Source organism: Paenibacillus sp. FSL P2-0173 (assembly GCF_038008045.1).
Lineage (GTDB): Bacteria > Bacillota > Bacilli > Paenibacillales > Paenibacillaceae > Paenibacillus > Paenibacillus polymyxa_B.
In genome coordinates, this window is record NZ_JBBOYK010000002.1 from 118,154 (window position 1) to 140,602 (window position 22,449).

General features: G+C 46.1%; 17 protein-coding genes. 3 read left to right on the top strand and 14 right to left on the bottom strand.

Features of this window, described 5'->3' with window-relative positions; genetic code table 11:
- Positions 1-1,191, bottom strand: coding sequence for a GTP-binding protein (locus MKX30_RS10750; protein WP_341062824.1), 1,191 nt, complete (start codon positions 1,189-1,191; stop codon positions 1-3).
- Between the two features lie 192 nt (positions 1,192-1,383).
- Here MKX30_RS10750 and MKX30_RS10755 point away from each other — a divergent pair, with 192 nt between their 5' ends.
- Complete coding sequence (locus MKX30_RS10755) at positions 1,384-2,364, top strand: DMT family transporter (RefSeq protein WP_341062825.1); 981 nt, start codon at positions 1,384-1,386, stop codon at positions 2,362-2,364.
- A gap of 146 nt (positions 2,365-2,510) precedes the next feature.
- On the opposite strand, the gene MKX30_RS10760 is transcribed toward MKX30_RS10755, so the two are convergent.
- The 7 genes from MKX30_RS10760 to MKX30_RS10790 all read right to left on the bottom strand — a co-directional run bounded on the left by MKX30_RS10760 (position 2,511) and on the right by MKX30_RS10790 (position 13,418).
- Positions 2,511-3,485: an aldo/keto reductase gene (locus tag MKX30_RS10760; protein ID WP_341062826.1), complete on the bottom strand. Its 975-nt coding sequence runs from the start codon at positions 3,483-3,485 to the stop codon at positions 2,511-2,513.
- A gap of 406 nt (positions 3,486-3,891) precedes the next feature.
- On the bottom strand, positions 3,892-6,567 hold the full coding sequence (locus MKX30_RS10765; RefSeq protein ID WP_340981365.1) for a YhgE/Pip domain-containing protein: 2,676 nt from the start codon (positions 6,565-6,567) through the stop codon (positions 3,892-3,894).
- 299 nt (positions 6,568-6,866) lie between these two features.
- Complete coding sequence (locus MKX30_RS10770) at positions 6,867-7,751, bottom strand: hypothetical protein (protein WP_341062827.1); 885 nt, start codon at positions 7,749-7,751, stop codon at positions 6,867-6,869.
- A 153-nt stretch (positions 7,752-7,904) separates the two neighbouring features.
- The gene (locus tag MKX30_RS10775; RefSeq protein ID WP_279830686.1) at positions 7,905-8,456 is read right to left on the bottom strand and encodes a DUF2062 domain-containing protein; all 552 of its coding nucleotides are present in this window, start codon (positions 8,454-8,456) and stop codon (positions 7,905-7,907) included.
- Positions 8,457-8,646: 190 nt separating this feature from the next.
- Positions 8,647-11,100 (bottom strand): glycogen/starch/alpha-glucan phosphorylase, encoded by a 2,454-nt coding sequence (locus tag MKX30_RS10780; RefSeq protein WP_264453855.1) that lies wholly within the window; start codon positions 11,098-11,100, stop codon positions 8,647-8,649.
- Positions 11,101-11,145: 45 nt separating this feature from the next.
- Positions 11,146-12,249 (bottom strand): glucose-1-phosphate adenylyltransferase subunit GlgD, encoded by a 1,104-nt coding sequence (gene glgD, locus MKX30_RS10785; protein WP_023988336.1) that lies wholly within the window; start codon positions 12,247-12,249, stop codon positions 11,146-11,148.
- A gap of 23 nt (positions 12,250-12,272) precedes the next feature.
- Positions 12,273-13,418, bottom strand: a complete 1,146-nt coding sequence (locus MKX30_RS10790) for a glucose-1-phosphate adenylyltransferase (RefSeq protein WP_023988335.1) — start codon at positions 13,416-13,418, stop codon at positions 12,273-12,275.
- A gap of 257 nt (positions 13,419-13,675) precedes the next feature.
- On the opposite strand from MKX30_RS10790, the gene MKX30_RS10795 reads away from it, so the two are divergent.
- Entirely contained in the window at positions 13,676-13,813 is a 138-nt protein-coding gene (locus tag MKX30_RS10795) for a hypothetical protein (RefSeq protein ID WP_023988334.1), read from the top strand.
- Positions 13,814-13,928: 115 nt separating this feature from the next.
- Here the strand turns inward: MKX30_RS10795 and MKX30_RS10800 are convergent, their stop codons facing one another.
- The 6 genes from MKX30_RS10800 to MKX30_RS10825 all read right to left on the bottom strand — a co-directional run bounded on the left by MKX30_RS10800 (position 13,929) and on the right by MKX30_RS10825 (position 21,181).
- A complete protein-coding gene (locus MKX30_RS10800) occupies positions 13,929-14,741 on the bottom strand; it encodes a DUF3891 family protein (RefSeq protein WP_069079643.1) in 813 nt (270 codons plus the stop codon).
- Between the two features lie 131 nt (positions 14,742-14,872).
- Positions 14,873-15,661, bottom strand: coding sequence for a response regulator transcription factor (locus MKX30_RS10805; RefSeq protein WP_023988332.1), 789 nt, complete (start codon positions 15,659-15,661; stop codon positions 14,873-14,875).
- Positions 15,633-17,597, bottom strand: a complete 1,965-nt coding sequence (locus tag MKX30_RS10810) for a sensor histidine kinase (protein WP_341062828.1) — start codon at positions 17,595-17,597, stop codon at positions 15,633-15,635. The genes MKX30_RS10805 and MKX30_RS10810 overlap by 29 nt, the downstream gene beginning before the upstream one ends.
- Positions 17,598-17,643: 46 nt before the next feature.
- On the bottom strand, positions 17,644-19,290 hold the full coding sequence (locus MKX30_RS10815) for an extracellular solute-binding protein (RefSeq protein ID WP_338533509.1): 1,647 nt from the start codon (positions 19,288-19,290) through the stop codon (positions 17,644-17,646).
- Positions 19,291-19,316: 26 nt separating this feature from the next.
- Entirely contained in the window at positions 19,317-20,204 is an 888-nt protein-coding gene (locus MKX30_RS10820; RefSeq protein WP_028542392.1) for a carbohydrate ABC transporter permease, read from the bottom strand.
- Between the two features lie 14 nt (positions 20,205-20,218).
- Positions 20,219-21,181, bottom strand: a complete 963-nt coding sequence (locus MKX30_RS10825; RefSeq protein WP_076264208.1) for an ABC transporter permease — start codon at positions 21,179-21,181, stop codon at positions 20,219-20,221.
- 253 nt (positions 21,182-21,434) lie between these two features.
- Here MKX30_RS10825 and MKX30_RS10830 point away from each other — a divergent pair, with 253 nt between their 5' ends.
- Entirely contained in the window at positions 21,435-22,325 is an 891-nt protein-coding gene (locus MKX30_RS10830; RefSeq protein WP_053325303.1) for a hypothetical protein, read from the top strand.
- Positions 22,326-22,449 lie beyond the last annotated feature (124 nt).

Here is a 22,449-nt window from a genome sequence, read left to right on the forward strand (position 1 = left end):
TCAGCATGTCGGCCAAGGAAGCGGATTCTCAAAACTGGACCAGTCCATATCCATTTCGTTATCGTTCAGTAGACATTCATCTAGCTCTTCTTCCAAGTCCGATCGATTCATTTCGATACCTATCATGACGATTTCGTTCATACGGTCGCCCCATTGTTCATCCCAATGGTCCAGAGCCTCAGGGTCGGCTGCGACGATCTCCTGCCGTTCTTCTTCAGATAACGCAGCAAGCCAGCTTCCCGCAGGGCCAAATTGAATAGATGGTCCAGCTTGGCTAATACTCGCTGCCCAATCCTGCGGGGTTGCAATCCAGGCCAAACCTTTGGCGCGAACGACCTCCTCCGGCCAGTAGTTCATAAATTCAGCCAATCTCGCAGGATGAAATGGTCTTCTACGGCGATATACAAAGGAATTGATCCCATATTCGTCCGTTTCTGGTGTATGGCTTTCAAGCTCCAGCTCACGAATCCATCCAGCGGATTGACTAGCCTTGTCAAAATTGAATAGCCCTGTATTCAAAATGTCCGAAGGAGCGACCTTTCCCTTGGAAGTACGAATGATTCGGGCTTCAGGCTGTAATCTCCGCAGCACACCCTCCAGCTTGTCCAGCTCCGCAGGCTGAACCAGATCGCACTTATTCAGAATCAATACATCACAGGTTTCAATCTGGTCAATCAGCAAGTCCGAGATATCGCGCGTGTCGTCTTCACCAGTAGCCTGACTGCGATCCAGTAGCGTTTCTCCCGATTCAAAATCATGCCAGAAACGATTCGCATCAACTACGGTCACCATGCAATCCAGTTTTGCCAGCGAAGCCAAATCAATGCCCGTTCCTTCATCAACGTATGTAAAAGTTTGAGCGATTGGCACGGGTTCACTGATGCCTGTAGATTCGATTAAAATATAATCAAAATCGCCTTGTTCCGTCAGCTTCTTGACCTCCAGCAATAAATCTTCACGCAATGTGCAGCAAATACAACCATTTGACAACTCGACCAGTTTTTCTTCTGTTCTGGACAAGCCGCCCTCTTTTTTAACCAGCTCAGCATCTATATTCACTTCACTCATGTCATTGACGATGACTGCCACTTTCATTCCGTCCCGATTGTTTAATACATGATTCAAAATCGTTGTTTTTCCTGCACCCAAATATCCGCTCAACACTGTTACCGATATTGCTTTCTTATTCATCGCTGTTACGCTCCCTTGAATATTGGCTTTTCATTTTCATTCTTTTTTAAATCGTAATAATTACTATTAACATTAACTTTCAGTAATATACAGCATCCCTCTTACCTTGTCAACTGTAAGAAACTCTTGAATTGAATGATCTAAAGTTATTAATATGAGAAATAACGATACTTAAAGAATTAGGTGAATGCTATGCGCTCAATCTGGTTAGGTGTGTTGGCGGCTTTCTTTTTTGCTTTTACATTTGTTCTGAACCGGTCTATGGAGCTGTCCGGCGGGAGCTGGATCTGGAGTGCTTCATTGCGATATCTGTTTATGGTTCCTATTCTAGTCGTCATTGTGATGACCCAACAAAAGCTTAAGCCTCTTTGGAAAGTCATGAAGGAACAACCAGGAACGTGGTTGTGGTGGAGCTTCATCGGATTTGGCTTATTTTATGCTCCGTTATGCTTCGCATCGGCTTATTCACCAGGGTGGTTGATCGCGGGAACCTGGCAAATTACCATCATTTCTGGTTCTTTGCTTGTCCCTTTATTTGCTGAGGTTGTCCAGACGGAGAACGGCCCTGTCAAAATACGAGGAAAAATCCCCCTCCAGGGACTGTTGATGTCTCTCGTTATTTTAATCGGCATTATTGTTATGCAAGTCGAACAGTCACAATCCATTTCTACCCAAGATTTTTTATTCGGTATTCTACCTGTCATACTCGCCTCAATCGCCTATCCATTAGGTAATCGTAAAATGATGGAAGTCTGTGCAGGACGATTGGATGCCTATCAGCGTGTGCTCGGGATGACATTAGCCAGCTTACCCTTCTGGTTATTGCTTTCGTTATATGGAGTTTTCAGCGCGGGAATGCCAAGTAAGGATCAGACGATACAGTCTGCTTTGGTGGCTGTGTTTTCAGGGGTGATCGCTACGGTTTTATTTTTTAAAGCTACAGATCAGGTTCGTGGAAATATGCAAAAGCTGGCGACCGTAGAAGCAACACAATCTCTGGAAGTTCTTTTTGCATTTATGGGAGAATTAATCTTTTTGTCTATCCCCATGCCGTCTCTTTTATCATGGATGGGTATGTTCATCGTCATCCTCGGCATGATTCTGCACAGTTATGCAACACATCATAAGAAAACCAATCAGCAAATCATATCTAAAAAGATAGATCCCATTTAGCGCATATTTATTCTTGTCACGGTCGTTCAAGTGTGGATCAGGCACCAGAAAAAAAGCAGCAGATCAAAGAGGAAGCTCCTGATCTGCTGCTTTTTGCCGATTATTTCTCACAAAGAATGATGTTTTATTACGAGTACGAAGTATTATTACCAAGCGTAGGCTTCTGGCGCAGGTTTTCCCGGACCGGGGAAAATCTCATTCAGCTTGGCAAGCACATCTTCGCCCAATTTGACCTCAGGTACCCGTAGAGCATCCTCTAACTGTTCTAAGGTCCGTGGTCCGATAATTGGAGCCGTTACGGCCGGATGGGACAGTACCCAAGCCAGTGCAATCACGTCTTCCTTTTCACCCAGCTCGCGGGACAATGCTGCAAATTGCTCCAGCTTCGCACGATTCTGCTCCACCTTTTCTTTGGCGCGTGCGCTGCGAGAACCAGTACCTGCTAACGCATTCCGTCCCAACAGTCCGCCCGCCAGCGGGCTCCATGGGATCACACCCAGACCCAGCTCTTGAGCTGCTGGTAATACTTCAAGCTCGGCGGAACGTTCGTTCAGGTTGTACAAATGCTGCTCGGATACAAGCCCCAGAAAACGCCGTGCCTTCGCTTCTGCCTGCGCCACCGCAATATGCCAGCCTGCAAAATTACTGGAACCGATATAATCAACTTGTCCCCGATCCACCACGGACTCAAATACGCCCCACAGTTCATCCCATGACACATTTCGGTCAATGTGATGCATTTGATATAGCTCTACATGGTCGGTTTGAAGACGTTTCAGCGACGCATCCAAATGACGGCGAATTTTGTAAGCAGACAAGCCTGATCCTGCATTGGGTCCGTCATGTTCATTTTTCATGTCTCCGTATACCTTCGTTGCCAACACGACCTTCTCGCGTCTTCCGCCGCCCTGCTGGAACCAACGTCCGATAATTTCCTCTGTCCAACCTTTACGATCATGGCCATATACATTAGCCGTATCAAAAAAGTTAATGCCCGCATCCAGTGCGGCATCCATAATTTTAAACGCATCCTTTTCTTCGGTTTCCGGTCCGAAATTCATCGTCCCCAGACATAACCGACTAACCTTCAAGCCTGACTTTCCTAAGTATGAATACTCCATACTGCTTCCCGCCTTTGCCTAAGGATTTTAAAAATTCCGCGAAATTACATGCCAAAAAAGACCATACTCCGTTTATTCACCAGAAAAAACCACATTGAAACAACCCCAAATGCAATTTAAGGTTGGATAGCGCATGCAAAAAAGCCCCACGCACCGCCGAAGCAGCAAGCACGAGGCATCTCCTACCATACTACCTACTCCATATGAAAAAATAGTGACTTTACGGCGGTTGCAGCGGAGCGGAGAATTTGAATCTGGAGAAGCGAAGCGTTCGCCTTTGCCATGGGATTCTTACCTTGTCATGTCCTAATCCAATCCAAAGAATCCCGTGGCAACAGCGATCGTAAGATCAAATCCTTCGCGGAGCGGCTCACTTCAGCCACCGTAACTCATTCTTTTTTTACAATCAAGGAATCAATTTCGTTTCTTTTGCTCGCTCGGCCATTTTTTTCGTATGCTTGCTGAGCGGCTTCTTAAACACCAATCCAAACAGGAAGCAAACACCGATAAATACAAACAGCATCACCACATCTCGTATCACCGTTGAAGGCAACATCCCTCCTACTGTCTCTCGTAACAGACTAACCGCATAGGTGAATGGTACGAACGGATTCAGCGCCTGAAAAAACGGTGTACTCGTCGCAATCGGGAATGTCCCTCCTGAACTGGAGAATTGAAGCACCAGCAGGATGACTGCCAGTCCCTTGCCGATATTGCCGAACACAGAAACTAGTGTATAGGTCATCGCCGTAAACACCAGACTGATCAGCATAGACGATAGTACAAAAGCTACTTTGGCATCCACATACGCCCCGAGCAGGAACAAGTCACCGAGAGATACGCTCAGCGCTTGAAAAATGCCAATCGTGGAGAATGTCATAAGCCGTCCGAAATACACTTGGTAGCTTTTAAATTGTCCTTCCGGGTCATCCACATCTACCCTAAACATCGAGACCAGTAGCATCGCACCTACCCAAATCGACAATGTAGTGTAAAAAGGTGACATCGCAGAACCATAGTTGGGAATTGGGTATATCCGCTCCTGCTTCAACGATACCGGACTGCCGAGAAAATCACTTTCCTTTTTCACATCCCCCTTGAGCAATGCAATAGCGCGTCCGAGTGCATTTTCGCCCTTAAGCTTGCGAATTGTGTCTGCAGCCTGACGTATGGAATCCTCGGCAGCTGGAAGATCGGTCCTTACAAAATTGGCTACTTGGTGTACCGCTTTTTCTGCATCAGGAAATTTATTTTCTATTAAGTCAGCCATTTTGACAAACTGCTGTTCCGCTTTAGGCAAATCATTACGCACAAAATCTGCGGCCTGATGAATTTTACTTTTAACCGCTGGCAAATCGTTATTTACAAAGTCTGCCGCTTTGTTCACAGCATTCGTAAACTCGCCCATGCGCCCCTGAATCGTCGTCGCCGCTTCATGCAGTTTTTGACGGTATTGTGGCAGATCCTGCTGGAGACGTGTTAGCTCTTGCTGACCGAATTCTGCTGCAGCCTGTGCGTCATTTAATAGCTTTTCAATATTCGGTAGCTGCTCTTGAGCTGTAGTCAGCACATTGGCAGAATTGCGGGCAACGGATTTGATCTGATCCAGCGCCTTTTGGATGGCGGGTGCATACTCCGTATCATAATTGCCCAAAATGCTGTCAATTCCGCTACTGATTTCTCCTGCAAGGCGATCAGTGTCATCCAGCAGATTTTGCGCAGGCTTTTCGCCGCGCTGAATGGCATCCCCGATGCTAGTTACTGTGCTATTCAGACGACGGAAACGATCCTCTACCCCGCTCACACGGGAAATAAGTGAATCCAGAGGTTGACTTGGCAAGTATCCGTTCACACGGTTCAACAATTGAGAAATATGATCCAACACTCCCACGGCAGTTGTCAGCCTACCGCTGACACGATTCACCGCAGCTTGTGCTGCTTTAGGATCAAAATCCACACCACGAACAATGTCTGTAATCTGAGAAACTTCATTCGCGATTTGTTGTACCAGTTGTAAGTCTTCTTTAACTACTGTACCAATCGAATCAAGCGCACCCTCGTTTTTGTCCAGAAATTCGAGTAAACCGGTTGTAAAATCCTTGCCTGTGTCCGCTATTTTCTGTACTTCCGGCAGTGCTTTCTGGGCAGCATTAATGACTTTAAGAGCCGTTTGCGTGTCCTCTAGGGCGGTGGCCAGTGCGCTTTCTACCTTGCTGAAATTTTGATCTAGTTCAACAATTCGATCACCGGCCTTTTGAATATCAGGTAGTCTTTTTTGGATATCCAAAATAACAGCGGCTACCTTGTCCAGCTCAGGCATGTTTTTGTCAATTTTGAGCACCAGGTCACCGGCACGGTTAATTTCAGGAATTTTCTCCTTCAATGCAATGATCTTTTGTCCCTGTGCCTTAATTTTGGGCAGATTTTGCTCCAGCTCCAATGCCTGTTTGCCCAACCTATCGATATCTGGTAATCGATTATTAAGTTCCAACACCCGGTTCTCAATGTTACGAATCGTCGGGAGCTCCTCCTCCAGCTTGACTCCGGCTTCCTTCAACTTCGTCAATACCGCCTGGCTGGCAGTTTCAATAAAGTTTTGGCTAATCTGGTTCGTTAGAGAGGTTGCCCCCGAAGATGTAATTTTCGGAGCTACTGCATTAATTTTTTCATTTACGGCGTAATCAATTTCCGGCTTTTGCGGATTTTCCGTCAGCACACTCGTAATTTTCTCTGAAAAATCTTTCGGGATCAGCAGGCTGGCATAATAATCACCATTCAACACACCTTTTCGTGCTTCCGCTTCATTGACAAAAGTCCAACCCAGCTTCTTGTTATTTTGAAGGTTATGCAAAACCTCATCGCCGATATTAATCTTTTTACCATTCACTTCTGCACCCTGATCTTGGCTGGTTACTGCAATTTTAATCCCAGATGTATTCGCATACGGATCCCACATCGCTTTCAAATTCACCCATGCATAGACAGAAGGCAAAAGAATAATGCCAATGACTAATAAAGTCCCGGTTGATACTTTGAATACATTTCTCCAGTCTGTTAAGTAGATTTGCCATATCTTCCGCAACTTCATCACTCCTTGTATGTACATTAACCTGTCGTCCATTGTTGTATGCACACGTATTGTAAACGATTCGAGCGAATGAAGCCAATCCTGTTACAAAATATGTCAAAAGCGTATGCCTCTTATAGAGATCATACGCTTTTCAATAAAATCATTCTGCTTAATTTCGAACTCCATTCGCGGGCATAGCCTCTAGGGAATAAAATGCTCCTTTTTTATTGATTTTTCCCACCACAGTAACTGCGCCTTTTTGGGAGAACGTATACTCGTTATCCTTAATTTTTACGGTATATCCTTTTAGGTTAATTCCAAAAAGAGATTGCACTTTCGACTTCGCGGCTGAAAGAGCCTGAGTTTGGCTGAGTTTGGCTGAGCTTTGGCTTAGCGAATGCTTTGACAAAATCCTTTTCCCCCGTCCAATCCATGCCAAGCTCGTTTTTTACGGCCCACACTTTACCGGTTTTCATGCCAATCAGCACGTTGTTTAAATCATTATCGTCCCGGAAATTCCAAACGGTATCATTGCCTTCATGCTGACGAAACACATATTCAAACGGATTGCTCGAAGGAATACCAAGTGTTTTGAGCGAACGATTCGCTTTGTTGGTCAGTGAAGCTTTAACGTCCTTGAGCGAATACATTATGCTGGCCGTTATTTTATTTCCTTGACCAAGGTCAATGTAGAGACTCTGGTCATGCCCCCATAGCACCCAATAATTTTTGAGTTCTCCTTCGTCATTCGGGGAATATGCACGCCAGACAGCATCCATTTTAAACACTCCATCAGAATCAAATGTTTTCAGGAACGATGCAACCCTACTGCGTAGATTATTGTCCATAACTTTGTTGAGATCAGCCGCATCATAAATAATGCTGGTGGATTGCACGATTCCCTTTTTGGAATCGTAATTTTGGATGAAATCAGCATTAGCTGTCCCGCTCAAAGTACCGTTTACCGTCCATGAGTCAAAAGCAGTATCAGCGCTTGTAAACTCTATCGTTTGTTTCCCCGCTAATGTGTTCAGCACATCTGTTAAACGCCTAGTGGCGGTTGGGTCCAAGTTAACAGAAGTTTGTGCGTTTTGAGCTATAGCAGTGGAGGGCTGCTGTGCCCATGCAACTGGAGCCGTTCCCAAAAGCATGGATATTGCCGCAACTGTTGCAGTGATAGAATTCCATTTTTTCATGGGGCAATTCCTCCTGATGCCTCAAAAGAGACTTAAAAGAATGGATACATATATTCCTTAGACGTAATACAAAAATAAAAGTTGCTTGCCCCAACTCAAAGAAGCCCTTCGGACCTAATAAATAGGCTCGAAGAGCTTCTTTCTTATGCATCGTTATCCATTCTTCAGCAGTCTGGCCGCCGAAAATGCTGCACCATGACGCAACTTCCGCTTTTCCAACCGTTTGTGCAGCGAACGATTATACAGAACCTGAATGACAAAATACGAGATAATACCCAGCACCACACCGAAAATCGACATGCCGATCAGGATGTGCAAGCCTCCGTGCAGCAAGTCTTTGAATACAGACCAGTTGCCGTGAAACAGCTCCATAAAAGAATGCTCGTGAAGTCGTCCGCCCCTGACATGTACCGGATAATGGGATGGATAAATCCAAGCCCCCACTTGCTTGGCGAATGGCATCAGTACAATTGGCAAAAAGGTTAGCTTACCTACAACGTTACCCACAATGGCCGCAGGCAACGAGCCGCCGGACAGACGAACAATCGGATAAAAAACAAGGTATACCAGAGAAGCCGTGGAAATCACAATCATCTCCAGCGCAAAGCCAATGGCGAAGCCCAAAGAGATCTTTTTAACTCCACCAGGGGCGCGCAATAGCTTGATGAAATTCAGCCGAATCGCACGCCATATATTTTGAAACATATTATATTTCTTCTTCGATTTATGAGGTTTGAGCCTTTTCGGATTGAGCTTTATCAATAGGAGGACTCCTTCAACAGTACAATTCAAGTTCAGGAATGAGTATATACAGTTCCCATCCTTACTTATGTCTATACTGTCATTATAACCCTCAGCGTTCGAAAAGCAATGTTATTCCGCCTGTTTCGCCGTTTTAGGACAGAATTCGCTTGTTGACATCGTTTTGGAGAGGCACAATGTCCCAAATCTCAGCCGCGTATTGCTGAATCGTACAATCACTAGAAAATTTACCAGAGTTCGCCATATTGACAATAGCACGCCGAGTCCACTCCGAGGGATTCCGATACACTTGTTCAATATGAACCTGTGTATCCACATAGGCTGCGAAGTCCTTGAGCACAAAGTATTCATCATTATGATCAATCAGGGATTGATAAATGGCCTCAAATTCCCGTTCATGCCGCGTAAAAGGAGCATCGTTCACGAGTTGATCCAACACTTCACGCAGTCTTTCGTCGCTATTGGCTGTTTTGCGCGCCGAATACTGGCCGTCCCGGTAATATGCCTCGATCTGATCCACCTTCAATCCAAAAATGAACATGTTGGCATCCCCTACCATTTCATGCATTTCAACATTGGCTCCGTCCAATGTACCTATTGTGAGCGCACCGTTCATCATAAATTTCATATTCCCTGTGCCAGAGGCTTCCTTGCCTGCCGTGGAAATCTGCTCACTGACATCCGCCGCAGGAATAATCAGCTCCGCTAGCGAGACAGAATAATTTTCAAGGAAAACGACTTTCAGCTTGTCCTTGACATCTACATCCCGATTGATCGTGTCCGCCACGTTGTTAATGAGCTTGATTGTCTGTTTGGCGAGAAAATAACCGGGAGCGGCTTTGGCTCCAAAAATAAACGTGCGTGGCGTCACATCCAGGCCAGGATTACTTTTAAGCTGGCTGTAGAGATGCATCACATGCAAAATGTTGAGCAGCTGTCGCTTATAACCATGCAACCGTTTGACCTGTACGTCAAAAATGGAGGACGTATCCAGTCGCACACCCTGTTTTGCAAAAACATGCTCAGCGAGCCTGACTTTATTATTTCGCTTAATCGCCTGTATCCGTTCTTTGAACGACTCGTCCCCACTGTAACGAAGCAGGTCGATGAGCTCCCTTGGACGGGTCCTCCAACGTGTGCCGATGGTCTCATCGTACAAGCTTGCCAGCTCCGGGTTGGCGTGCATCAGCCAGCGGCGATGGGCAATCCCGTTTGTTTTATTATTAAAACGGTCAGGGTACAGCTCGTGAAACGACTTCATCTCTCGTTCCTTTAATATTTGCGTATGCAGCGCAGCCACCCCATTAACGCTGTAGCTGCCAACGATTGCCAAGTGAGCCATACGGATTTGTTCACCATGAATAATCGCCATTTCACCAATTTTGATGTCCTGGCCTGGGTAACGCTCCAGTAGCATAGCGCAATAACGTTTGTTAATTTCTTCAATGATCAAGGAAATACGAGGTAGCAGCTCCCGTACCATATTGACAGGCCATTGTTCCAGCGCCTCACTTAATATCGTATGATTCGTATAAGAAACGGTTCGCGTCGTAATATCCCATGCATCGTCCCAGCCCAAGCCCTTCACGTCTATCAGAATACGCATCAGTTCCGGTATAACCAGCGTCGGATGTGTATCGTTAATGTGCAGTGCTATTTTATCGGGCAACTGGCTATAAGGTAAACGAAGCTTCTCGAACGTACGCAAAATACTTTGCAATCCGGCCGAGCACAGGAAATACTGCTGCTTCAAGCGAAGCAGCTTCCCCTCATAATTGGAGTCATCCGGATATAGAAATGCCGAGATGGATTCCACCGATCGATTGTAGTCGAGAAAGCGGTAATAACCGCCCTCGCCTCGAATCGGTCCTCGAACGGGATCAAGCGCTGATTCCGCACTCCAAATCCGCAGCGTATTCACCTGCGCATGACCATAGCCCACCAGCGGAATATCGTAAGGGACAGCCCAGACCGTTTCGGCATCCTGTGTCTCGAATACAAGACGTCCCTCCTGTTCACGGGTTTCCACTCTTCCCCAAAAATGAACCTCGACCTTTTTGTCAGGACGGCGTTCCTCCCAGACATTCCCTTTCTGTAGCCAGTAATCCGGCAGTTCAACCTGATTGCCGTCCACAATACGCTGTTCAAACAGACCATATTTATATCGGATACCGCAACCATGTCCTGCATAGCCAAGGGATGCCAGCGAGTCCATGAAGCAAGCCGCCAGACGGCCGAGGCCACCATTGCCTAGCCCCGCGTCCGCCTCCTGTTCTTCAATTTCCTCCAGATCCCAGCCCAGTTCACCCAATGCCTGCCGAACCATATCCAGTACGCCCAAATTCAACAGATTACTGCCCAATAGACGACCTATCAAAAACTCCAGTGAAAAATAATAAATCTGCTTCTCTTGTCCTTCTTTGTAGGCTTGGTTCGTTTCTGCCCAATTCTTTCCAACTTGTTCACGAATCATGCCACCCAAAACCTTATATACATCTTCCGACTGAGCCTCCTGCATCGGTTTGCCCAGCCTTCCGACCAGTTGCTCTCGAAAAGCCTGCTTAAATGCTTCTTTATTGCTGAACAAAGTTGTACCTCCTGTTATTTCCGTTTTAATGGCTAAGTATATCCTTTAAATTACGCTATTCTTGGCAATGACATAGGGAACTCTAATGTCTCCAATCAGAGTTCGATCTGGTGAAAGCTGTACATCTTTATCTAAAACCACATTCTCCACAACTGCCCCTTTACGGATGACGCATTTTTGCATAATAATCGAGTTGCTTACCCGCGCACCCTCCTCCACCCGTACTCCACGGAAAAGAATACTGTTCTCGACCTTGCCCCCAATGGTGCAGCCATTGGCAACAAGTGAATGATCCACCTCGGCGCTGTGCGTATAACGGGTCGGGGCTTCATACTTGATTTTGGTATGCACCGGCTGATTCTGAAACAGTGCATGATACTGCTCCTGATCCAGCAGCTTCATGCTATTTTTATAGTAGCTCTCGATAGAATTAATGACCGCATGATAACCTTCATAACGATACGCATAAATGCGCAGTCCACTTGGGTTTTTCTGGATGGCATCGCGAAAGAAATGATTATCCTGATGGGCAATGCAATGCTTCACCTGATCCAGATACAAGCCTTTGTCCATCACGAACATTTCCAGATAAATATTATGATGATCCTGCTCCTGATGAATACCAGTCACTCGTCCGTTCTCATCAATCTCCAGTCGTGCACAAGGAGCATGCTCAGATTCGAGCTGGTCTATGGGTTTATATACGAGGGTAACATCTGCATTTTTCTCCCGATGATAACGGTATACATCCTCGATATCAACCTTATTGACATGCTGAGTTCCTGCGTGAACAATGGTTTGCCCCGATGAGCGATGGAAAAAGTCCAGATTGTTGTGCACATGCTGCAAATCCCCACGTGATGCATCCGTCGGATCATTCCAGTCCGGTGGCAAAATAAACAACCCGCCCCGTCTGCGGTCTAAATCCCAAGGCCGACCTTCACCCAGATGGTCCAACAGCGAACGGTACTTGCGGCGGATAAACAGTGCAATATCATGCACCCCTGCATGCATCATGTTGGATAAGGTAAAATCAATGAGCCGATATCGACTGGCAAAGGGGACTGCGGCCCCGCACCGGAAATAGGTCAACTCCTTCAACTGATCCAGTTCGTGATCCAGGTTGATAACTCCAATGAGTCGGCTCATAGCAGACACCGTCCTTATCCGGGTTAAATTCGTGCATGAAGCTGGCTTTCCTGATCGAACAAAATAATCTCATCAGAACTATCTTCAGGTCCGATAAACGCGTTGTCTTCAATAACGATGTTCTCATTCACGATAGCCCGGTGGATACGTACATTGCGCCCAATTTTTACGTTTGGCATGATGACAGAATCGGTAATGACGCTCCCTTCACCTACTTCGACCCCATAAAATAGTACAGAATGCCTTACTTCTCCATCCACCATGCAGCCTTCATTTACAATGCTGTTTTTGAGGATTGCCCGTTGGGTTATATACTGGGCCGGTTGATTAGGACTGCGGGTATAGATGCGCCAGAAAGGATCGTTCAGATCCAAAGGCGGATCCTGAACCAGAAGATCCATGTTGGACTCCCACAAGCTCTGAATGGTACCTACATCCTTCCAGTACCCGGCAAACGGGTACGCATACAACGACCGTCCATGCTGAAGCAGCAATGGAATGATATCCTTGCCAAAATCATGTGAGGATTCAGAATCGCTTGCACTTTCCAGTAAATAGCGACGTAACACCTCCCATTTGAACAAATAAATGCCCATGGAGGCCAATGTGCTTTTCGGCTGATCAGGCTTCTCCTCAAAGTCATATATTTTGAGATCATCATCGGCGTTCAATATCCCAAATCGTTTGGCTTCCTGAATCGTGACATTGATGACAGAAATGGTGCAGTCTGCTTCCTTCTCCTTGTGATAGTGGAGCATTCGACTGTAGTCCATTTTATAAATGTGATCCCCTGAAAGAATGAGTACATGCTCCGGGTCATACTGATCCAAGAAATGCAGGTTTCGATAAATTGCATCCGCCGTGCCCCTGTACCAGTTGTTTCCATTTTCTTTCTCGTGCGGTGGTAAAACAAAAACTCCTCCATCCAGGCGATCCAAATCCCAGTCGCTCCCAACGCCGATATAGGAATGAAGCACCAACGGCTCGTATTGGGTCAATACGCCTACGGTGTCTATACCAGAATGAGTGCAATTGCTGAGAGGGAAATCAATAATGCGGTAAGTTCCTCCAAAAAATACTGCCGGTTTGGCTAGTGTACGGGTAAGTCCTTTGAGTCTTTTGCCTTGTCCGCCGGCGAGCAGCATGGCAACCACTTCCTTCTTTCTCATAACAAAGACCTCCCTGTCATGTGCGTCTGAAGCAATTGTGGCGGGATATTTAATAATATCCATTAAACATGAAAAGACAGTCGTAATCGTTTCATTGGCGAAGGAACGGGTAAGATTTGATGGAGAAGGGTAAAATCATAGTTATGCGGAACGAGTGCAAGGAATCACTAAATCGTAAAATCCCGTTCATCTTTTCACATTTTGGATGCTTTTAAAGCAATTGTGTATGACAACATGATCATAAGGAGGCGTTATTCATGAAGAATAAAAAATGGGTGGTAGCCGCATTAGGAATGGGTGTTACGTATCTGATGAAAAATAAAGGGGCACGCGATAAGGTATTGAATAAGGTACAGACTATTGTCAATCGTGCGAAAACATCTGCAAAATCGTAAAATGTTAAAGCTAGAAAAAAGCGAGCCTCTCTGAAGCATGGTTCAGGGAGGCTTTGCTCTGACTTTTCTCTGCGTCTACGAACAAAATATTGTTCGAGGCTGTATCCGTAGACTGTCAGGCATTCTCCTTATGTTCTTCTACTTCCATGATATGTTCAACGGTAAAGGTTCGATGCGTCCATTCAGAAGAACGGTAAGCCTCTAGGAGACCAAAGGTATGAATTTTCTCCTTGTCCACCTTCTTAAAGGTATGAGTAATCCCTACCTTGCCCCTGAAAGGAAAAAAGGAAAGACCTACAGTCTGATCCGATAGCCACTCGGCCCAAACTCGCCCGCTTTCATGTCGAACAGCCGGGAAGCTTAAACCTTCAGCAAACCATTCATAATCTGCTGTAGGCGTGCCCGGCTCTCGGCTGCACAAAAACAGACTCAATTCGTCACAAAACAACATTCTCCGTACATCCGTCCGCACTTGATGGTCGAAGGTTACGCCACATGCCAGCTCCTGTTTGAGCCTCTGACGACGCTGTGCCTCCGCTTCCTGATAAGCATGCGTAATCTGCTTGTCCTGAGCGTTTTGATGCTCGGTCCGTCCGACTAGCTCCTTGTACATCAAGCTACACAGCAACGCCGCATACGTATTACCTTGTTCGACTTCATCAATCCCAAGACGATAGAAAACAAAACGAGGATTGAGCGGAAAATCAATAAACGTATAAGGTGCAGACACATGATCATTCCAGAAAGGAGCAGCGTCTAACTGTATCCAGCCCCGATCATGCTCCCTTGCTGCATATACAAAATCCTGCTTATGACGTCTATTCTTGAAGGCACTCTCTTCCCATTGTGAAGCCAACTCACCTGAAATATGGGCATGGTCATGCTGCGTCGTCATGATATAAGCTTGGTCCGTTTCATAAATAACCATATGCTCTCCCCTTCCGTTCGGCGATTCGTGTGATTGTGTACAAACTCTCTGATTGAAGGCGATGGTTATGCTTACGTTTATTATATCAGGATAAGGTTAAAAAGGCAGTGAAGTTTTCCGCCTCTTTATATCTAATTACCCCTTTGATTCTGCACTCGAAACTGCTGCGGGGTCATCCCCTCCAGCTCACGAAACACTTTGTTAAAGTGCTTTGCATTGTCAAAGCCCACGTTAGCCGCAATTTCATAAATCTTGCCCCCTTGACACTCCAGCAGCTTTTTGGCTTCTGTAATGCGCAGCCTTTTTACATATTGAACAAAGCTAAGGCCTGTATAGGCTTTGAACGCCTGACTAAAATACGTATAATTCAAGGATACTGAATTGGATACTACTGCCATATTCAAATCCTCGCTGTAATGAGCATGGATGTATTGGATAGCACGTGTCATACTACCGCTTCTATCGACGATGGCACTCGCGCCAGCTGGTCTATCTTTCTCTACGCTGACAACACCATCGTATATGAGGTGGTTCCTCTGCTTCAATTCCTCATTCAAAACTGCCAGCGCACCGAACAGTTCCTCCCTTACGATTGGCTTGAGCAAATACTCCCGTGCCCCACAGCGAATCGCTTCGCGCGCATACTGGAACTCGTCATATCCACTGAGAATGATTACCAAAGGTCTGCGACCCGGCTCCAGCTCGTGAATATGCTGCATCAGCATAATGCCATCCATAACAGGCATACGGATATCCGTTATCACCAACTCGGGCAAAAACTGCTTCACATGCTGCCAGGCTTCCATTCCGTCCTTGACCAGTACACATTCATAGAGACCGGAAAATTCCCGTTCGATCATAGCTTGAAGTCCCATTCGAATATTTTTCTCGTCATCCGCAATCAACAGCTTGGTCGTCATGGTCTGCCCCCCTCATCATGTAACGTTTAGGCAAAATCAGGGTCACTGTCGTCGATTGTCCGGGGATGCTGTCCAGTCTTATGCCATACTCTTCGCCATACTGCATACTCAAACGGCGATGCACATTATACAAACCGATTCCCCCATTCATCCCGGGCTCGTGGGAATCCATTTCCGTTCGCGCTAGACCAGCCATGATGGCGTTTCTTCTTTCTTCAGATATCCCCACTCCGTTATCCTGTATGCGCAATTCTATAATATCCTGCTTAGGGCAGGCTTCAATCGTGATGCTGAATGGGCTTTGCAATGCACTCCAACCGTGCTTGATAGCATTTTCGACTACAGGCTGCAGCGACATTTTCAGCATCTCCAGTTCCATAAACGCCGACGATAGATGAATTTCCAATCCAATTTGGTTATCGTGGCGAATGTTCATGATGGCCACATAATGCTGAATATGGCGGATTTCATCCCGCAAAGCAACACACGATCCCGACCATTGGAGATTATAACGCATCATCGAGCCAAGGGAGGTAAGGGCATCCGACAGCGGATACTGTCGTTCTATCTCCGCCATCATTTTTAAATTTTCCAATGTATTATAGAGAAAATGGGAATCAATCTGATGCTTGAGCGCTAGCAGCTCAGCCTCCTGAGCAGCGGCCTGCTTGTGTACTGCTTCGGCAATGAGTCCGTTAATCCGACTCAGTAGACTGCGAAAATATAGAGCCAGCTCAGCCACTTCTCCCCGCCCATATACTGGAATTCTAAGCTGAAAGTCACCCTCCTGCTCTACTTTTTTCATGGATTCACGCAGTGTATGTAGCTGTTTGAGAATGAAGACATGCAGGGTATAAGAAATGACGGACATAAACAAAATCAGCATACTAATAATGAGCAGCATGGCATTGCGTTTCTGACGGAGATCACCCAGCGGACCGTCCAGCGCCACCACATTTAGCAAATAGGCGTCCAACCCTTCTATATAACGGTACATGCCGAGATAAGGCTTATTCTCATAGGAAAAATCAAAAGCACCACCCGGTCCCTGGACCTGGGACTGAAACAGATGGTGCACATGGGACAGAGGGATCGAAATTGAATCTGATTGAGAGGAAGCTGTAGCTATATCGGTAGAAGACATTGGTTTATCAGCGTTCCTTGAGCTGGAATCGTCGCCGTCTAGAATGAACATTTGCCATGCGCGGTCACGTTGTGGGATTCCAAATACTCTAGGTGAAAATAGCTCCAGCCTCATGTTTGTTTCTACCAACCCTGCGTGTCTTCCTCCGGTAGACTGAATTTCACGCAGCAGTGCCATATACTGCACTGTCTCACTTTCCTGCCGGGATTGCCCCAGAAGTAAGCTTTTCGGCCCCTTGTACATTTCCCACCATATTTTCCCTTGTCGGAGTTGGGCCGTTTTCAGCCAGGAAGCTTTAGGCAGTCGTGATTCATTAAAAATCATTGGCCATATTTCATGTGCCTGAGGATTACTCGTATACAGTCGAATGTTCTCTACATTGGGATTACTGTACAGCAAGTGCTGTAAATTTGGAAACACATTCAAGTTGAATTGGACCAGCTCATCGCTGCTTATTTCACGTTCCTCGGTCAGATAACGAAGTACGTTGCGATCTGAGATCGCAAGCTGTGCGGTTCGCTCCATAATTTCCATATTGCTGTGAATATGGGCCAGCTCTGTATCCAACACATACTGATTTTGTACGGTAATGTCTTGCATGGTATTCTCGTACAGTTGGTGAAAGGTATATAGCGAGAACAATACCACCGGAATTAAAATGACTCCGATATACGCGACAATGAGCTTAACTTGAAGAGAGCAACCGCCAAGCCGATCGGCCGTCCCCTTCATCCACTGCCATATAGTGCGGCGCAGCAGGCTCTTCATCTGTGAACGTGCACGGCCTGGCATGAAATCACATCCTTAGGGGTTCAATAGATTAAGTCATCGAATTAAATCATTTGGTGAACTGTTCAATTTTCTTAAGGTTTTCCTCATAGGCTTTTTGCTGATAGGCCATAACTTTGTCATATCCTGCTTTTCTGCGATCTTCCAAAAAGCGAGCAAACAGCTGGTCGAATTCCTCATCTGAGGAAGCCAGCAGCAGCTTCGGCAATGTCTTGCCCCAAATTTTATCTATCTGGCCTGACGCAATGCCCTCCGCCGAAGTTCCGGTCGGTTTGATATTGTCATATTGGGAGAAGCCTTTCGTCTTGCCTTTCGTCCAATCCTCTGGCTGCTTATACGGCTCGACGCTGGGCGGCGCCCACTGCAAATTCATATTCGTATCCATCAGCATCCAGAAGGTGAAGGAGGCTCCATATTTTTTATCAAAAGCAGAACGATCCTTGTTCAGCAGCTCCTGCACATCTGGCTTGAAGGCTGGCTTACCGTTAACCATGTCCCACAGCTTGCCCTGCTCCCCCAGATACAGATCGCGGTTTCCTTCCTCGCTAATCAGATAAGTCAGAAATTCAATAGCCCGCTCCTTGTCTTTGACATCCTTCGAAATAAGCGTCACCGTCCAGCCGGAAATACCCGGCCCAGCCAGCGTCGGCGGGTCCAGCTTACTGTTCGAAGGTCCATCCACCGCGATATAGACGGAGTTCGGGTCCTTCGCATATAACATTACTTGTTGTGTGGCAAAGTCAGAGCGCTGATATAACATGGCAAAATATCGGCCCTGTGCCACCTTTTCCTCCATTTGCGGACGTTTGTCGATAAATACGTCCTTGGCGATCAGGCCCTGCTCATTTGCTTGACGGAATGTTTTGAGCCAGCGAATATACTCTTCGTCCGAACGACGATCGTATAGCTTGCCGTCTTTTTCATGAGGAATGGCTAGGAAGTTAAGTAAATAGTCTTCAAAAGAATAATTTCCGTTATCCGTAAATTCGTGGAATCCCATCGGGATAAGAGGCTGACCGTTCACCTCTGGAAATTTCTCTTTCACTTTTTGAAGCGCTTTCAAAAATCCTTCCGGTGTTCTCATATCCGGCTTGCCGATCGCCTCGTACATATCCTTCCGAACCATAAACGTCTGGTTGGAAACAAAATTTTGGCCGTATTTTTGATAATCCTGTGGCGAAGAAGAAGCGTTAGGATACCCGTAAACATTCCCGTCCGTTTGGCGATACCAGGACATTTTCGCCGGATCAGCTATTTTAATCAGATACGGATCGTATTTCTCGGCCAGCTTGTTGAGCGGAAGCACCATCTTGCCCTCAATCATTTTTTTGACCGCGTCCTCTCCCCAACCAAGCGTGACAAAATCAGGCAGCTTGCCGGAGGCCAGCATGGTGTTGAGCTTTTCATTTTCATTCCCTGCGGGTACGATAAAATTGACGCTGACCCCGGTCTTTTGCGTAACATACTTCGAGGTCATATCCGTCCCCCACTTGTTCGGGAACCAGGAAAAGTTCAAATACCAGTCAAACGTAATCGGCTCCATATCCGCCTTCCATCCCGGTGCATCTGCCGTAGCCTTGGTCTTCTCGTCCTTCAATTCCGTGACAGTACCGCCTCCACCGGACGTACATGCCGCGAGCAAACCCACCAGCAGAACAGAGGCCAACAGCCCCTTCTGCCATTTGCGAATGTTCATTATAAATCTCCCCCTTGGATGATGTGCTAACCCTTGATCGAGCCGATCATCAGACCCTTGACGAAATATTTTTGCAGAAAAGGATATACCAGTACAATAGGCAGTGTCGTCACGACCATCGTCGCCAGCTTGATCGATTGCGAAGTGACGGACTGGGCAACAATTCCCGGTGCAGCAGCCATCATCTGATTAGAGCTGGATTGGGCAACAACCCGGTACAAATATGTTTGAATTGGCTGAAGATCCGTATTATTAATATAAATCATTCCGGTAAAATAATCGTTCCACTGGTATACCCCATGAAACAACGCAATCGTCGCTACTACCGGCATGGATACAGGAAGCACGATCCGGCAAAAGATACCAAAATCATTCGCACCGTCTATTTTCGCCGCCTCTTCCAGTGCATCCGGCAGTTCTCGGAAAAAAGCCATAAAAATAATAAGGTCAAAAAAACTGAACATCGCAGGAATGATGTACACCCAAAAGCTGTCCAGCAGTCCAAGATCACGTATCAGCAAATAGGTTGGAATCAATCCCCCACCGAAAAACAGGGTAATGGTGCCAATCAGCATATACAACTTGCGCCCGATCAGCTCCCTACGGGAATATGCATATGCAATCATGGCAGTAAAAAACACATGAACAATCGTGCCGATAAGCGTCTTGGCAATAGTCACCCCCATCGCGGTCATAATACCGTTGTTGGCAAACACAGCCTGATAGCTGCCCAGACTGAAGACCCTCGGCCACCAGTAAATGCCGCCCCGCATAGCGTCTGCTCCTTCGTTAAAGGAGTTCACCAGCACATACCACACGGGATACAACGTGACAAAACAAATGATCAGCATGAAGACGTTGTTCATGAAATCGAATATCGCTTCGCCTGCTGTTCTGCGTTGCAATAGCTGCATGCAGCCGTCCTCCTTCAAAATAGGGATGTATTATTCACCCGCTTGGTCACCGAATTGGCAATTAGCAGCAAAACGAGAGCAAGAACCGATTTCAGCAAACCCACCGCGGTAGAATACGAGAAACGGCCCTGCTGAATGCCCACCTGATATACATAAATATCAACTACATTACTTGCACTTTCATTCAGCGAGTTACGCAGGACGAGAATTTGATCGAAGTTGGAGTTCAATATGCCGCTAACCGCCAAAATAAATAAAATAGATATTGTCCCCTTGATAGCGGGAAGGGTGACGTACCACATTTTCTGAAACCGTCCGGCTCCGTCAATGGTGGCCGCTTCATACATGTCCGTAGATACCCCCGCCATTGCTGCCAAATAGATAATAGCTGACCATCCAAGCTCCTTCCAGATATCCGAGCTAACGACGATAGCCCAAAAATAGCTCGGCTCTGCCAAATAACTGATCGGCTGGTCAATCCAACCCCAGGCTAGCAACAGTTGATTAATCATCCCGGTATCTGCCAGCCACGTCGTTAAGATCCCGCCAAGAATGACCCAAGATAAAAAGTGAGGAAGGTATGAAATGGTCTGAATAGATTTTTTGAACCGAGTAGATCGTATTTCATTCAGGAATAGAGCAAATACAATAGGCAACGGGAACCCGATGGCCAGCTTGAGCAGGCTAATGCCCAGTGTATTTTTGACAATGTACCAAAAGTTATCATCCTCCAAAAAGGCCCGAAAATGCTCTAACCCCGCCCAAGGTGCGCTTGATAGGGTACCAATGATGTCAAATTGTTTGAAAGCAATCAAAATGCCGTACATCGGAATGTAATGGAAAATAATCATCCAAACCACCCCAAGCAGCGCCATAGTCTGCAAATGTCTTTGTTGAACCCATTTGCGCGCTAGTGATGCCCCTCTACCCGATCGAACCGGTGGCTGTGGCTGCGGATTCTTCCATCCTGTTCTCATACGAAGACCTCCCTTCTTTGTAATGTAAGCACTTACATTTATTATTTTAGAGGCTTCTGCTTCGAATGAGTAGTACTGGATTTTTTGATTTTGGTATCTAAAGTTCAGGTGGGGATCTGACTATACGCGAAAACCTTCTTCCAGCCTTTGGATTTTTACATCTATTAATTTACGAAAAAGACTATCAGATGGTACGATAAGACTATATGTGATTCCAATCATTACCTATACACCTAGATCAGGAGGATTAAGAATGGAAGAATTGGTTCGTTCGATTCAGAAACAGGTTCGAATTAAAAAGGTTGCCTGCTGGGCGGGGCTCATCATGTTTGGCCTGTGTACTTTAGTTGGCGTTGCAGCTCAGGAATGGCTTATGACGCTCTTGGCGCTCGCGATGACAATTTTATCCGTCTATGGATTAACCATGATGCGTGGTATGACAAAGTTTACCAAAGAGTATCAACCGGGAAAGGGCTACGGTTATTATCGCCGTACGGTACAACAAAAGCTGCGCTATCTAACTTGGGGACAGTGGTTAGTAGGCGGCCTTATTGTCCTGATGTTCTTTATATTTAATGTCCGACTTAGCGCTTTTCTCATAGCTATCTTGGGCATCCTGACTATTCAGTTCAGTATCAAAAAACGAATTAAAAATCATCAGGAACCCGATGTCACTGAGCTGGAGGAGTTTGTACGGATGGGGATTGTTTCTCCGCATGAGCAGACTATTGGGGTATATAAAGATTTTCTACACCTGAGTCATACATTTCGGGGTAACCAAATTGTTATCGTTACAGACAAACGCCTGATTTCTGTATTTGTAGAGGAACAGGGGCGTGCGGTGAAAACGGAAATGCTACTCTCGGGTATAAACAAAATACGCGCAATCGGTACGGGTTTCCAGGGTCAAGGTATATTGCTGTCTGTAAGCAACCGTGACCATAACGAGCTTCACATTCATATGGTCGGGAAAAGCATTTTCTTTTCTCCAGAGCAATTCATAGGTTCCTTGCTACGGGCACTGGATGCAGCGTTAAAAAGCAGATCATACAGTACGGAAGAACCATTCCCCGTTTACCAACAGACAAGAATTTCATTGCATCCATCAGAACAAGGTTTGCTGCATAAACCTACAACAGCTTAAATATTTTTGGGACATGTGCCACGTTATATATACGTTATGATCGGTCTTCATAATACGCCAAATAGCAAGTAAGCCCTGATCTTAATGAGCTTACTTGCTATTGAGTGTACTTCTACTTTACTTC

Bases quoted from the DNA above. Each gene is read 5' to 3' on its own strand.
- MKX30_RS10755 (WP_341062825.1), top strand. From the start codon at position 1,384: ATGCGCTCAATCTGGTTAGGTGTGTTGGCGGCTTTCTTTTTTGCTTTT.
- MKX30_RS10790 (WP_023988335.1), bottom strand. From the start codon at position 13,418: ATGAGAAAGAAGGAAGTGGTTGCCATGCTGCTCGCCGGCGGACAAGGC.
- glgD (WP_023988336.1), bottom strand. From the start codon at position 12,249: ATGAGCCGACTCATTGGAGTTATCAACCTGGATCACGAACTGGATCAG.
- MKX30_RS10830 (WP_053325303.1), top strand. From the start codon at position 21,435: ATGGAAGAATTGGTTCGTTCGATTCAGAAACAGGTTCGAATTAAAAAG.
- MKX30_RS10800 (WP_069079643.1), bottom strand. From the start codon at position 14,741: ATGGTTATTTATGAAACGGACCAAGCTTATATCATGACGACGCAGCAT.
- MKX30_RS10770 (WP_341062827.1), bottom strand. From the start codon at position 7,751: ATGAAAAAATGGAATTCTATCACTGCAACAGTTGCGGCAATATCCATG.
- MKX30_RS10815 (WP_338533509.1), bottom strand. From the start codon at position 19,290: ATGAACATTCGCAAATGGCAGAAGGGGCTGTTGGCCTCTGTTCTGCTG.
- MKX30_RS10805 (WP_023988332.1), bottom strand. From the start codon at position 15,661: ATGACGACCAAGCTGTTGATTGCGGATGACGAGAAAAATATTCGAATG.
- MKX30_RS10750 (WP_341062824.1), bottom strand. From the start codon at position 1,191: ATGAATAAGAAAGCAATATCGGTAACAGTGTTGAGCGGATATTTGGGT.
- MKX30_RS10795 (WP_023988334.1), top strand. From the start codon at position 13,676: ATGAAGAATAAAAAATGGGTGGTAGCCGCATTAGGAATGGGTGTTACG.
- MKX30_RS10775 (WP_279830686.1), bottom strand. From the start codon at position 8,456: ATGTTTCAAAATATATGGCGTGCGATTCGGCTGAATTTCATCAAGCTA.
- MKX30_RS10760 (WP_341062826.1), bottom strand. From the start codon at position 3,485: ATGGAGTATTCATACTTAGGAAAGTCAGGCTTGAAGGTTAGTCGGTTA.
- MKX30_RS10820 (WP_028542392.1), bottom strand. From the start codon at position 20,204: ATGCAGCTATTGCAACGCAGAACAGCAGGCGAAGCGATATTCGATTTC.
- MKX30_RS10810 (WP_341062828.1), bottom strand. From the start codon at position 17,597: ATGCCAGGCCGTGCACGTTCACAGATGAAGAGCCTGCTGCGCCGCACT.
- MKX30_RS10825 (WP_076264208.1), bottom strand. From the start codon at position 21,181: ATGAGAACAGGATGGAAGAATCCGCAGCCACAGCCACCGGTTCGATCG.